A 12,560-nucleotide genomic window follows, 5' to 3' on the forward strand; every position below is an offset into this window, starting at 1 on the left:
TTCGGCGCGGTCAGGAGGCCTTCCGCGCCAGGTTCAGTTCGGCCTCGCTGAGCGGGGCGTCCGAGCCGGTGAGGTACTGCACCAGCGTGCTGCGGTCATCGAGCACCAGCCAGCGGCTCCGGTCAGTGACCAGATCCAGCCCGGCCTTGGTGGTGATGCCGAAGTCGGCGCGGGCCACGGTGGACTCGGTGGACACCGGGACGGGGGTGGCGCCGGTCTTCTCGATGGCCAGGCGGGAGACCACGGCCTCGACTCGCGGCGTCTCCGCGATCACGACCTTGGACCCGGGGCGGACCCCGAGACCCAGCAGCATGCGCGCCACCCGGTTGCTCCAGCGATCCAGTTCGGCGTAGCTCAGGTCGCAGTCGGCGGTGGTCACCGCGATGGCCGTGGGAGCCGCGGGCGATTCGACCGTCTTGCACATGAACATCATCCTCTCGGAGGGGCCGCTTGCGGTGGCGTTCGGTATGTATCCACTTTCGCCGCCGCGAGCCGCCGCCGGTACCGACCACAGTGCTGCCGGAACCCGCTCCGAGGGTGCGTGTTGTCCCACCCTGGGGTGGGTGGAAGATCAGCCGTTCAGGGCGTCCATCGTCTCCGAGATCATGGTGATCGAGTCGCGCGGGCTCAGCGCCATCGCCCGGAGCTGGTCGAACATCACCCCGTAGCGGCGCACCTCCGGGTGGCCCTCGATCAGCTCGTCGCTGGCGATCCCCTCCACGTACACCAGCTCCGGGTCGGCGGGGTCGGGGAAGTCGAGCAGGGTGAAGGAGCCCAGCATGCCCGGGTGCGCGCCGGCGTCGAAGGGCAGGATCTGCAGGATCACGTTCCGCTTGTTGGTGTGGTCGAGCAGCTGACTGAACTGTTGGTTCATCACCTCGGGGCCGCCGACCATGCGGCGGATGACGGCCTCGTCGAGCACCACCCACAGCTCCAGCGGGTTGTCCTTGGTGAGCACCTTGGAGCGCTCCTGCCGAGCCCGAATCCGTTGCTCGATAACCTGATCCGACACCTTGGGCATGGTGGTCTGGTATACCGCGCTGGCGTACGCCTCGGTCTGCAGCAGGCCGGGGACGTAGGTGGACTGGAAGAACCGCGCCGAGAGCGCCTCGGCCTCGAAGTTGATGTATGCGCCGTAGACCTCCGACACCGCGTCCTCGAAAGACCTTGCCATGCCTGGGCGTAACGCGTCGACCAGCAACTGCAAGGCATCTGAACGCCCGGGTTCGCCGATGCCGTAGAGGTCCAGCATGGCCGTCAGGGTGCGGCGCTGCGGCCTGGCCTGGGCGGTCTCGATCCGGTACAGCGTGGTGACGTTGATGCCGGTCTTGGCGCTGACCACTTCTTTGCTGAGCCCGGCGCTCTCCCGCATCTCGTGGAGCATCGCGGCGAGCCTCCGCAAACGGACAGTGAGCACGGTGCGCTTGCCTGCCATGACGACCCTTTCCCTTGGCGCACTTGCTAGAACGCAGTATTGCGTTCTTGCATTTGTAAGAGCATGATCCAGCTAGCCTATTCGTGAACAACCGATCCGATGACCGGTATAGCTGAATCCGGAGACCAATCATGTTGGTGCGATTAGTGATGCTGTCGGGTGCGTATAGGGAGTCTCGATGACCATGTCGATAGCCGGCGTTCTGCCGACCGCTCCGCAATTGCTGTGTGCGTTCCAAGGGAGGCGATTCCAAGATCGAGTATTGCTGCGGTCCGCGCACGCACTCGCCGAACTACACGAACGTCGCGCCCAGGTACGGGATCCCATGATGGTCAGCGAGATCGATTGCCGCCGCGGCGAACTCGTTGACGATATCAACGATTGGGTGGAGCAGGAACTGCCGCAGCACCGCAACGGCGCCACCATGCACACCGAGAGCCTGGGCGCCGTGGTGGACCGCATGGCCCGGAGCTGGGTCGAAGCCAACCAGGTGATCGATCACGAGGGCGCTTCCAGTGACAACACCCATAAACACTGGTACCACCTGGCCGAACTGGTTGACGGCTACACTGATCTCGTATTCGACGTGGCCGGTGGCCGCCGCCGTTTACCGGAACAGTGATTCCGAATGCATTGACACAATTGATGTATTGCCGCCGAATCGTTGATTCGTCCCGCCCGTAGACGGCGGGCGCAACGGGGCGCCCCGCCCGGCGTGCCGCGTGGTCGACTGGCGCGGCACGCCCGCCCTGAATTTCGTGCGAAGCGTTTAGAACCAACCGTCCGGTGTTTTATTCGTGCAGCCTTTCATTCGCAGGGACTCGAATTCACGACCGTGCGAGTGAAATACGGCGTTCCGCACTATGAAGGGGGGAGTTCGACATGAATCCGGGCGAGGGCACCGCCACCGACCTGTATCGACGGGCCCGCACCGGCGACTTCCGGCTGGACGTCGCCACCGCGCGCCACTGCGCCGCAACCTTCCTGCGGTTCGCAGCCATGCTGGATCCGCAAATCGACCGCAGCCACCGTGTCCACACCCTCGGTGGCTTCGGCGATTTCACCTCCGCCCGGCAATTGCGGCGCGGCTTCGAACGCAAGGGCCGCGATCTGACCGGCACGCTCACCGCGCTGCGGAGCTCCGCCGAGGACATGGCCGCGGCCTATCTGCTCGCCGCGGGCCTCATCCGCGCCACCGACGACACCCATTCCCGCGCCCTCCTGGCCGCCGCCGCGGGTCTCTGACCCGCACCCCGCTCGATCGAAAGCGGTTGGGTCAGCGCGGTTTCCAGTAGTTGTCGGGCCCCGCCAGTTGCAGGATGGTGCGCGAGGGCGCGTCCAGACTGGGCTGCAGCGAGGTGTCGACCTTCAGGTCGATCGACAGCGAGTACGCCTCGTACAGGTACCGGTACTGCCAGCGACCCCAGCTGGAATAGGTTGCGGCCCACAGGGTATCGAGATCGGACTGGCAGACGCTGGCGCCGATGCCCTGGGTGGGGCACCACACGTCCCAGGTCTGTTTCTGGCCCTTGAGGCTGGTGTAGATGGCCTCGGCCTCGGTGCTGGAGGGGAAGGCGAACACCTCCAGCGAGGTCATGAGCTTGTCGGACTTGTCGATGTAGGTGCCGGTCACCATCTGGACGCACTTGTTGGCCTGCAACGCGGTCTTCACGTTCTGCGACATATTGCTCGCGACGCAGTCCTTCACGCCGGAGGAGCGGCGGGTGAACACCACACCCTTGCTGTCGGTGAAGCTCGACGGGAGCAGGGCGTCGGCGGTGAACGGGGTCTTGTCGGTGCCCTGCTGGTTGAGGGTGGCCTTGTCGACCTCGGAGGTGCCGGAGGTGGACGGGGGCGTGGTGGCGGTGGTCGTCGTCGGTGCGGTGGTGGTGATGCTCGAGCCTTTGGCGTTGTCGGTGGTCTTGTCGTCGCCGGAGAGCACGACCACGCCCACGCCGATGGCGATGACGAGGACCCCCAGCAGGACGCCGAGGATCACCTTGAGCGCGGTATTGGTCGAATTCGGCTGGGGCGCACCTTGATACGTCACCAACGGCTGCGGCGCGGACCAACCGGTCGGTGAGGTGTGGGTCGGCGGCAATGGCGCCGTCGACGAGCCGAAACCCGCCTGCGCCAGGTACACCGCCCGCAGCGTGTCGGCCCACTCCTGCGCGGACGGCCGCGCCTCGGGTCCGAACCCGCCATTGCCGAAGGCCCGGTCGAACAGCGCCCGCACCCGCGGATCGAGATCGGCCGGCACGCCACCCGGCTGCCACGGCGCGCCGGGCGGACCCGCACTGTCGGGCAACAAGGTTCGGTACAGCAGTGCCGCCAGGTCGTACCGATCCTTGTACCGATCGTGCGCCCGGTCGGCGGGCATCAGCCCGGCGGTGTCGATGAGATGGACCAGTGGCGCGGCGGGCTGCCACAACACGTTCTCCGCCGAGAGATCCCCGTGGATCAGCTGCCGTTCCTCGAGCACCCGCACGACCTCGCACAGCCGAACCGCCAGTCCCGCACGGAGATACGGCGTGGTCTGCCCCGGCGCGGCCCACAGGTGATCCAGGGTGCGCGGCCTGCCGTCGGGTTGCAGATAGTCCCTGGGGATCAGCGGCAGGATCGCGCCGATCAGCGCCGCGTCGTGCCGGACGAGGTCGATCGGCCAGTTCACCGCCTCCGCCCCGGACGCTCCGCCCGTGGTGGCGGCGAGCAGGGTCTGGCGCCCGAAAAGCATGGCCTGCCGGGCCCATTCGATCGCGTCCGGTGCGGTGACCGGCGTCCGGTAGAGCTTGTAGAGCCGCTGCTGCCCGCGTGGATCCCGGCAGAGGTACAGCACCGAGCGCGCGCCCGCGACATAGAAGGGTTCGCCGTCGGCGTCGTAGGACTCGCCGGACAGACCTGTGACAACCACCATCGAACAGCCCCCGCCCGATAAATGAGTTCCAGGCGAGTTTACCGGCCCGGGCGTCGCCACGCCCGGGCCTCGACGCAAGACACCGCTGACCGTCCCCTCACGACCCGGTCAGCGGTGTGGGTGCGGCCGCGCCGTTCAGCGCAGTGCCGCACGTCCTTTCACGCGGCCCAGCAGTACCAGGGCGATGAGGGTGACCAGGACCAGCAGGGTGGTGCTGGCGGCGGCGTCGAAGACCGCGCCGCGGTCGGTGGCCGCGAAGATGCTCACCGGCAGCGTCTTCCAGGTGGCCGGGTACACCATGATGGTGGCGCCGAGTTCGCCCATGGACAGGGCGATGGCCAGGCCGGCCGCGGCCCCGAGGGCGGGCAGCAGCAGCGGCAGGGTGATGCGCAGCAGGACGCGCACCGGTCCCGCGCCGAGGGATTCGGCGGCCTGCCGGTAGCCCGGATCGAGCCGGTCCAGGGCGGCGGAGACGCCGCTGAACGCGTACGCCAGCACCAGCACGGTGTGGGCCAGGATGACGATCCATTTGGTGCCGCCCAGCAGCAGCGGGCGCTCGTTGAAGGTGATGAGCACCCCGAGCCCGATCGCCACCGACGGCACCGCGACCGGTACGTGGAACACCGCGTCGGTGAGCCGCCGCAGCCAGGCCGGGGCTTCCATCGCGGCCAGTGCCGCCCAGGTGCCGAGGATCAGCGAGAACAGGCTTGCCAGCAGCGCCGTCTGCAGGCTGACGGACAGGCTGGCGGACTCCTCGCCGGACAGCGCCCGATCGAAGTTGGCGAAGCCGAGATCCGAGGGCAGCGGCCCGGTCCAGTGCCCGGCCAGCGCCGCGGCCACCACGGTCGCGATGGGCGCGACGAACACCACCGTGACGACGATCCCGAAGACCGCGAGCACCGCGGCCCGCCCGCGTCGCGTCCACACCAGCATGGGTCAGCTCTCCTTGCGCGCGCCGGTGAGGCGCGCGAACAGCAGTCGGTATCCGAGGTACAGGCTCAGCGACAGCAGCACCTGCACCGAGGCCAGCACGGCCGCGCCGGGCAGGTCGAAGGTGACGATGCCGCGGGTGTAGATCAGCGCGGGCAGCGTGATCACGCCCTTGGCGCCGGTGAACAGCACGATGCCGAATTCGTTGAGCGTCAGCAGCAGCACCAGGCTGCCGCCCGCCGCCAGCGCGGGCCACGCCTCGGGCAGCACCACCTGCCGCAGCACCCGCCACGGCGAGGCCCCGAGGCTGGACGCCACATCCAGTTGCTCCCTGGGCAATTGGGCGAACGCCGCCAGCAGCGGGCGCACCACGAACGGCGTGAAGAAGGTGACCTCGGCCAGGATCACGCCCCAGGGCGTGCTCAGGAAGTCCAGTACCGGCGTCGTGCCGCCGGTGATCTGGTTGATCAACGCGTTCACCGCGCCCGCCGTCCCGTACAGGAACGTGAATGCCAGCGTCACCAGGAACGACGGCAGTGTCAGCACCGAGTCGATGAGCCGCCCCACCACCTGTGACCCGGGAAACGGCACGAACGCCAGCACGATCGCCAGGAACGTCCCCAGCACCACGCACCCCGCGGTCGAGCTGACCGCGATGGTGACGGTGCGCCACAACGCATTCCGGAACGACTCCTCGGCCAGCACCTTCGACCAGGTCCCGGCCCCGCGCCCGGACGCGGTCTCGGTCGACTCGAGCAGCACCCGCGCGATCGGATACACCGCGATCAGCAGCACGATGAGCACCGGCGGCAGCGTCCACCACACCGGCCGCCAGGATCGCGCGGGCCGATGCTGTTCGGGAGCGTCGGCCGCGGAGGGGGATTCGAGCAAGGCCGTCACGACGCCCTCCTGTCCCGGGCGGCGGCCACGCCGGCGAAGAGTTCCGACCACACATCGGTGGTCGGGGTGCGACGTCGGAAGGATGCGCGCCGGTCCCGATTCAACGGCGTGGATACCGGTGCGGCCTCGGTGAATTCGCCGGGTGTGCGGCAGGGCAGCGAGGTCGCGGTCATGCCCGCACCTCGGGGGAGTCGGCGGCCGCGGCGGTGCCGATGCCCGGCGGGATGAGTACGCCCGCCGGGTCGGCGAAGCGGACGCCGACGTGGTCGCCGGGGGCGATGTCGGTGTGGCCGAGGATGTCGGCGGCGAGTTCGGTGGGCAGACCCGCGACATCGAGGTGCAGGCGGGTCGAGGCGCCCTTCCAGACGCTGGTGATCACGGTGGCGCGCAACGCGTCTCGTTCGGCGAGCGGGACGATGCGGACGGTGTGGGGGCGGACGCAGAGCTGGGCTTCGGCGTTCGGTACCCAGTCGGGGCGGCCGATGCCGGGCGGCGGGGCGTCGGCGCGCAGCGTGTGCTCCCCGGCGGTCACCAGGGCCGCGGTGCCGGAGACGTGTTTGACCTCGCAGGCGATCAGGTTCGCGCCGCCGAGGAAGGAGGCGGTGAACTCGGTCGCGGGCCGCTGCCACAGGTTGTGGGCGGTGTCGATGTCGACCAGCCGGGCGTCGCGCATGACCGCGATGCGGTCGGCCAGCGCGAGCGCCTCGGACTGGTCGTGGGTGACGTACAGCATCGCCGTGTCGGGCAACGCTTGTCGCAGTTGCTGGAGTTCGCCCAGCATGTTCTGCCGCAGCTGGGCGTCCAGGGCGGCGAGCGGCTCGTCGAGCAGCAGCACCTTGGGCCGGATGGCCAGGGCGCGCGCGATGGCGACGCGCTGCTGCTGGCCGCCGGACAGTTCGCGCGGCAGCCGGTCGGCGTAGCCGCCCATGCCGACCATGTCGAGGGCTTCGGTGACGCGCCCCCCGATCTCGTTGCGCGCCACCCGATGTGCCTTCAGCCCGAAGGCCACATTGTCGCGCACCCGCATGTGCGGGAACAGCGCGTAGGACTGCACCACCACCCCGATCCCGCGCTTGGCGGGGGACAGGTCGGTGACGTCGCGGCCGGCCAGTCGCACCGCGCCCGAGGTGGGCCGGACGAATCCGGCCAGTGCCTTGAGCGCGGTGGACTTGCCGGAGCCGCTGGGCCCGAGCAGCGCCACCGTTTCCCCCGCGGCGACGCGCAGGTTGAAATCGGCCAGTGCGACAGTCGATTTGCGACCGCGGCCGTAGGTGACCCCGACCCGGTCGAACACGATGGCCGGTTCGGCGGTGGTGTCGGTGACCACCGTGGATGTCGTCAACGCGGAGGACATGGCTGCTGCTCCTGTGGGTGGGTTAGCTACCGGTGGCCTTGGTGTAGGCCGCCAGGTCGGCGTCGAGCTCGTCGAGGACCTTGGTCCAGTCCGGGTGCACGATCTCGACGTTCTTGATCACCTGCGCGGGCGACTGCGTGCCGGCGGCGGACGGCGCGGCGTCCTTCAGCTCCTGACGGGCGGGCACCGCGTAGGAGTCCGGCAGGGACTTCTGCGCGTCGGCCGACAGCAGGAAGGTCATCAGCTTCTTGCCCGCGTCCGAGTGCGGCGCGCCCTTGGCCAGACCCATCAGGTACGGCACCGCCACGGTGGACTGCTTGCCACCCGCCGCGGCCGGGAAGAAGACGTTGAACTTCGAGCCCTTCTCCTTCACGTTGGCCAGGTTCATCTGCACATCGCCGTTGGCGACCAGGATCTCGCCCTTGTCGACCTTGGCCTGCAGCTTGCCGGTGGAGGAGGACGGGCCGACATTGTTGGCCTGCAGCTTGCCCAGGTAGTCCAGCGCGCCCTGCTTGCCCATCAGCTGCTGCAGCAGGATCAGCACCGCGGTGCCGTCACCGGCCTGGCCGGGGGTGGAGTACTGCAGCTTGCCCTTGTACTCGGGCTTCAGCAGGTCGTCCCAGTTCAGCTTGGACGAATCGACCGAGGGGTTGGCGATGAAGCACAGGTAGTTGCCCGCCAGCGTCACCCACTTGCCGTTCGCGTCCTTGTCGGTGGCCGCGACGGCGGCGGTGTCGACGCCGCTGGCCTGCAGCAGACCCGACTTGTCGGCCTTCTGCATGAACGGCGGCAGCGTGACGACCACGTCGGCCTGCGGGTTGGACTGCTCCTTGTCGACGCGGCTCACGACCTCGGCGGAGCCGGCCTCGACCAGGTTGACCGCGATGCCGGTCTGGTCCTTGAACTTCGCGAACTGGGTCTTGTACCAGTCGCCGACACCGTCGGCGGAGTAGACGGTGACCGTCTTGTCCCCGGAGTCGCCGGCGCCGGTGCCGCCGCAGGCGGTCAGGCTGAAGGCGACCGCGGTGGCGGAGGTCAGGATCAGGGCGGTCCGGGCGATGGTGCGTGCGAGGCGGTTGTTCGGATTACGCACGGTGACTGCAACTTTCAGTTCAGGGGACGTGACGGATCGTAGGAACTGGGGGGTGATCCGCGGCCCGGCGAGGCGCGCCGGGCCGCGGAATTCTCTAGCCGCGCTCGGCGAGCAGCAGCCGCGCGAACTCGGTGACCGAGGGCAGCACGTGGGTCGCGCCCGCGGCCCGCAACTGCTCCTCGGTGTGCGCGCCGGTGAGCGTGCCCGCGACGATGCGCGCGCCCGCGGCCAGACCGGTGGCGATGTCGCTGGACGTATCGCCCAGCACCGCCACGCGATCCACGGCGTCGACCTCCAGGCGCAGCACCGCGGTCAGCACCATGTCCGGGTAGGGGCGGCCGCGACCGGCGTCCGAGGGCGCCAGGGTCAGATCCGCGATGTCGTTCCAGCCCAGCGCGTTCAGCAGCTTGTCCTGCGTCTCACGGCTGAACCCGGTGGTCAGCGCCACCTTGATCCCGGCGGCGCGCAACGCGGAAATGGCCTCCGCGGCACCGGGAATCGGGGCCACCCCGGACGCCTCGGCGAGCTCGGTGTAGGCGGTCTCGAAGGCGCGGTTGGCGGCCTGGGCGCGCTCCTCGTCGCCGAGCAGCGTGCGGAAGCACCAGATCTTGGACTGACCCATGGTGTCTCGCACGAACTTCCGGGCGGCCTCGCGCTCCGGGCCCTCGGCCGGCACGCCCGCGGCGGTGACGGCCACCTCGAACGCCTGCTCGACCAGCCCGTCGTCGGCCACGGTGGTGCCCGCCATGTCGAAGACGGCGAGTTCGATCTGCTTGTCGGACACGATGATTCCTTCGGTGAGGTTCGTTCAGAGCTCGAGCAGGTCGGCGGTCTGTTCGCCGAGCGCGGGGCCCAGCGTCATGCCGCGCCCACCCGGACCGGTGATGACCCAGACGCCGTCCGCGGCCTGCGCGCGGGTGACGATGGTGCCCGGATCGATGGACTGGCTGTACACGCCCGCCCAGCGCCGCACGATCGGCGGCAGCTTGCGGCCCAGCAGCTCCTCCATCACGCCGGTGAGGTGCTCGTAGGGGGCCTCGTCCACGTCGAAGGTGAACGGCTCGTCGTATTCGTGGGTGTCGCCGATGGTGAGCCCGCCGTGCAGGCGCTGCACGGCCAGCAGCTGCATCTTGTGCTGGGCGGCCGTGAACGGCTGCGCCTCTTCGCGATTGAGCCGGTCCAGTTCCGGCCCGGCGAAGGCCGGGTAGTAGCGGAAGCTGTCGCCGTCGGCGATGGCGGTGGTGAGCGGTTCGCCCAGGGGAGCGGTCTGCATCATCTGCAGCCGCACCCGGCGCACCGGGATATCGCCGACCAGTTCGCGGGTCAGGCCGGTGTGCGCCGCGCCCGGGCAGACCAGCACCAGGTCGCCCTCGTGACGGCGGCCGCGGTCGTCGATCACGGTGGTGCCGGTGACGGTGCGGGCCTCGGTGCCGGCGAAGAAGCTGTAGCGCCCGCTCGCCTCCATGTAGCGGCGCAGCGCGGGCAGCGCCTGCCGGGACTCCACGGCGGCATCGGTCGAACAGTGCAGGCCCGCGAGGAATTTGCCGCGCAACGCGGGGTTGAGCGCGCGCACCCGCTCCGGGTCGAGCAGTTCGAAGCCGCGTTCGGCGGCCGAGGGGTTCGCCAGGGCGGCCTCGGCGACCGCGAGCTCGTTCTCGCTGCGGACCAGGGTGATGGAGCCCGCGGGCCGGAAGCCCACGCCCGGCACCTTGCCGCCGATCTCCTCCCACAGCTGCCGGGATCGCAGTGTGAGTTCCAGTTCGCTGGCGCTGCGTCCCGAGACCCACACCAGACCGAAGTTGCGCACGGTCGCCCCGCGCGCCTCCACCTCGCGTTCGAGGTGGACTACTTCGTGGCCGCGCCCGATGGCGGCGAGAGCGTGGGCGGTACCGAGGATCCCTCCGCCGATGATGACCAATCGCATGGTTGTCATCGTGGGCAATGGTCTAGACCTACGGGTGTTTCGTGTGGAAACGGTAGGTTAATAATTGGTATAGACCAATCTTGTGTACGCTGGGGGCATGGAGACGAGGGAGGCCGCCGGGGTGGAAGACCAGGCGGGGCCGGGCCGACCGGCGGCTGGAACATCCAGCGCGGCAACCGATTCCGCGTCCGCCGGGCGCATGCCCAAGTCGTATCGGGTGCGCGCCGAGTTGGAGGCGCTGCTCGGTGAGCTCTCCGAGGGCGACCCGGTGCCGTCCGAGCGCGAACTCGCGCTGCGCTGCGGCGTCGCCCGCGAGACCGTGCGCCAGGCGGTGCGGGAACTGCTGGTGGAGGGGCGGATTCGCCGTCAGGGCCGCGGCACCGTGGTCTCGCGCCCGAAGATGGTGCAGCCCTTGTCCTTGCGCTCCTACACCGAGGGCGCGATCAAGTTCGGCCGCAAACCGGGCCGTCTGCTCGTCGACTGGTCCGACATCCCCGCCGACCCCGACACCGCCCACGATCTGGCCGTGAAACCGGGCACCCCGGTCATGCACCTGGAACGCATCCTGCTCGCCGACGGGGAACGCATCGGCCTGGAGAGCACCTGGATGCCGTTGCACCGCTTCGCCGTCCTGCGCGAGTTCTACGACCCGCAGACCTCGCTGTACGTCGCCACCCGCGGTATGGGCGTGGTGTACGCGGTCGCCACCGAGCGCATCGAGACGGTGCTGGCCTCCCCGCGCGAGGCCGCCCTGCTGGAATGCACGACGGCCCTGCCCATGCTGCTGCTCCACCGCCGCAGCGTGGACGGGGAAGGCGTGCCGATCGAACGCGTGCGCTCGCTGTACCGCGGCGACCGGATCGCCTTCCAGGCCAAGCTCACCGACTACTGAGCGCGCGATCAGCCCAGCTGCGGGGCCACTTTCGCGCCCAGCAGCTCGATGCTGTGCAGCACCTTCTCGTGCGGCAGCGTGCCGACGCTGGTGTGCAGCATGAACCGATCCAGTCCGAGGGTGTCGCGGACGTCGGCGATCTTCTCGGCGACGTAGTCGGGCGTGCCCACGAACAGCGACCCGCTCTGCGACCGCAGCGCGTCGAACTGCTGCCGGGTCATCGGACCCCAGCCGCGCTCACGCCCGATGCCGGTCATGGCCCGCGCGTAGGACCCGTAGAAGTCCTCCACCGCCTGCTTGTCGGTGTCGGCGATGTAGCCGTGCGCGTGCACCGCCACCGGCTGCGGCTCGTGCCCGCCCTCGGCCAGCGCCCGGTGGTACAGGTCCACCAGCGGCTTGAACCGCGCCGGCTGCCCGCCGATGATGGCGATGGCCAGCGGCAGGCCCAGGAGTCCCGCGCGCACAACGGATTCGGGGCTGCCGCCGACGGCGATCCACACCGGCAGCGGCCGGTTCTCGGTGCGCGGATAGACGATGGCGTTGTCCAGCGGCGCGCGGAACTTGCCGGACCAGGTGACCGGTTCGTCCTCGCGGAGCTTCAGCAGCAGGGCGAGCTTCTCCTCGAACAGCTCGTCGTAGTCGGCGAGGTCGTAGCCGAACAGCGGGAACGATTCGATGAACGAGCCACGCCCGGCCATCAATTCGGCACGGCCGTTGGACAACCCGTCCAGGGTCGCGAAGTCCTGGTAGGCGCGGACCGGGTCGGCGGAGCTGAGCACGGTGACCGCGCTGGTGAGCTGGATGCGCTCGGTCCGCGAGGCGATGGCGGCCAGCACGACCGCGGGGGAGGAGGCGGCGAAGTCCGCGCGGTGATGCTCGCCGACGCCGTACACGTGCAGCCCGGCCCGCTCGGTGGCCACGGCCTCCTCGACCACCTGCCGCAGGCGTTCGCCCGCGGTCGGCACCGGCCCGTCGCCGCCGACGGGATGCGTTTCGGCGAATGTCGTCAGTCCCAGTTCCACGGCCGTTGCCCTTCTCGAGTCTTGTTGCCAAGTCAACCGACAGGATAAACGGACCGTGGTCCGGAAGAATTCCCGCGTGCCCCGGACCTGGGAATC

Annotated in this window: 14 protein-coding genes; 3 read left to right on the top strand and 11 right to left on the bottom strand. The window is 69.3% G+C overall.

Features of this window, described 5'->3' with window-relative positions; translation table 11 throughout:
* Positions 1-10 precede the first annotated feature (10 nt).
* Both ACQP06_RS10655 and ACQP06_RS10660 read right to left on the bottom strand, forming a co-directional pair.
* Positions 11-424, bottom strand: coding sequence for an AMP-binding protein (locus ACQP06_RS10655; protein WP_433672059.1), 414 nt, complete (start codon positions 422-424; stop codon positions 11-13).
* Between the two features lie 147 nt (positions 425-571).
* The gene (locus ACQP06_RS10660) at positions 572-1,435 is read right to left on the bottom strand and encodes a helix-turn-helix domain-containing protein (RefSeq protein ID WP_357092801.1); all 864 of its coding nucleotides are present in this window, start codon (positions 1,433-1,435) and stop codon (positions 572-574) included.
* Positions 1,436-1,697: 262 nt separating this feature from the next.
* Here ACQP06_RS10660 and ACQP06_RS10665 point away from each other — a divergent pair, with 262 nt between their 5' ends.
* Entirely contained in the window at positions 1,698-2,057 is a 360-nt protein-coding gene (locus ACQP06_RS10665; RefSeq protein WP_379102218.1) for a DUF4254 domain-containing protein, read from the top strand.
* Positions 2,058-2,317: 260 nt separating this feature from the next.
* Entirely contained in the window at positions 2,318-2,680 is a 363-nt protein-coding gene (locus ACQP06_RS10670) for a hypothetical protein (protein WP_433672060.1), read from the top strand.
* Positions 2,681-2,711: 31 nt separating this feature from the next.
* Here the strand turns inward: ACQP06_RS10670 and ACQP06_RS10675 are convergent, their stop codons facing one another.
* The 8 genes from ACQP06_RS10675 to ACQP06_RS10710 all read right to left on the bottom strand — a co-directional run bounded on the left by ACQP06_RS10675 (position 2,712) and on the right by ACQP06_RS10710 (position 10,550).
* Positions 2,712-4,349 carry a hypothetical protein gene (locus ACQP06_RS10675; protein ID WP_433672061.1) on the bottom strand — a complete coding sequence of 546 codons (1,638 nt, stop codon included), beginning with the start codon at positions 4,347-4,349 and terminating at the stop codon, positions 2,712-2,714.
* Between the two features lie 135 nt (positions 4,350-4,484).
* Positions 4,485-5,282, bottom strand: a complete 798-nt coding sequence (locus ACQP06_RS10680) for an ABC transporter permease (RefSeq protein ID WP_379272533.1) — start codon at positions 5,280-5,282, stop codon at positions 4,485-4,487.
* Positions 5,283-5,285: 3 nt separating this feature from the next.
* On the bottom strand, positions 5,286-6,179 hold the full coding sequence (locus tag ACQP06_RS10685; RefSeq protein ID WP_433672062.1) for a 2-aminoethylphosphonate ABC transporter permease subunit: 894 nt from the start codon (positions 6,177-6,179) through the stop codon (positions 5,286-5,288).
* Positions 6,176-6,352: a hypothetical protein gene (locus tag ACQP06_RS10690; protein ID WP_433672063.1), complete on the bottom strand. Its 177-nt coding sequence runs from the start codon at positions 6,350-6,352 to the stop codon at positions 6,176-6,178. Before ACQP06_RS10690 ends, ACQP06_RS10685 begins: the two co-directional genes overlap by 4 nt.
* Positions 6,349-7,533 carry an ABC transporter ATP-binding protein gene (locus tag ACQP06_RS10695; RefSeq protein ID WP_433672064.1) on the bottom strand — a complete coding sequence of 395 codons (1,185 nt, stop codon included), beginning with the start codon at positions 7,531-7,533 and terminating at the stop codon, positions 6,349-6,351. Before ACQP06_RS10695 ends, ACQP06_RS10690 begins: the two co-directional genes overlap by 4 nt.
* Before the next feature lie 22 nt (positions 7,534-7,555).
* Positions 7,556-8,626 (bottom strand): 2-aminoethylphosphonate ABC transporter substrate-binding protein, encoded by a 1,071-nt coding sequence (locus ACQP06_RS10700; RefSeq protein WP_433672065.1) that lies wholly within the window; start codon positions 8,624-8,626, stop codon positions 7,556-7,558.
* A 94-nt stretch (positions 8,627-8,720) separates the two neighbouring features.
* The gene (locus tag ACQP06_RS10705; protein ID WP_433672066.1) at positions 8,721-9,410 is read right to left on the bottom strand and encodes a phosphonatase-like hydrolase; all 690 of its coding nucleotides are present in this window, start codon (positions 9,408-9,410) and stop codon (positions 8,721-8,723) included.
* 24 nt (positions 9,411-9,434) lie between these two features.
* Positions 9,435-10,550 carry a TIGR03364 family FAD-dependent oxidoreductase gene (locus tag ACQP06_RS10710; RefSeq protein WP_433672067.1) on the bottom strand — a complete coding sequence of 372 codons (1,116 nt, stop codon included), beginning with the start codon at positions 10,548-10,550 and terminating at the stop codon, positions 9,435-9,437.
* A gap of 199 nt (positions 10,551-10,749) precedes the next feature.
* Between ACQP06_RS10710 and ACQP06_RS10715 the strand changes: the two genes are divergently transcribed.
* Positions 10,750-11,442 carry a GntR family transcriptional regulator gene (locus ACQP06_RS10715; RefSeq protein WP_433673287.1) on the top strand — a complete coding sequence of 231 codons (693 nt, stop codon included), beginning with the start codon at positions 10,750-10,752 and terminating at the stop codon, positions 11,440-11,442.
* Positions 11,443-11,450: 8 nt separating this feature from the next.
* On the opposite strand, the gene ACQP06_RS10720 is transcribed toward ACQP06_RS10715, so the two are convergent.
* Positions 11,451-12,464: an LLM class flavin-dependent oxidoreductase gene (locus ACQP06_RS10720; RefSeq protein WP_433672068.1), complete on the bottom strand. Its 1,014-nt coding sequence runs from the start codon at positions 12,462-12,464 to the stop codon at positions 11,451-11,453.
* Between the last annotated feature and the right edge of the window lie 96 nt (positions 12,465-12,560).

Source organism: Nocardia sp. CA-136227 (assembly GCF_050955695.1).
GTDB lineage: Bacteria > Actinomycetota > Actinomycetes > Mycobacteriales > Mycobacteriaceae > Nocardia.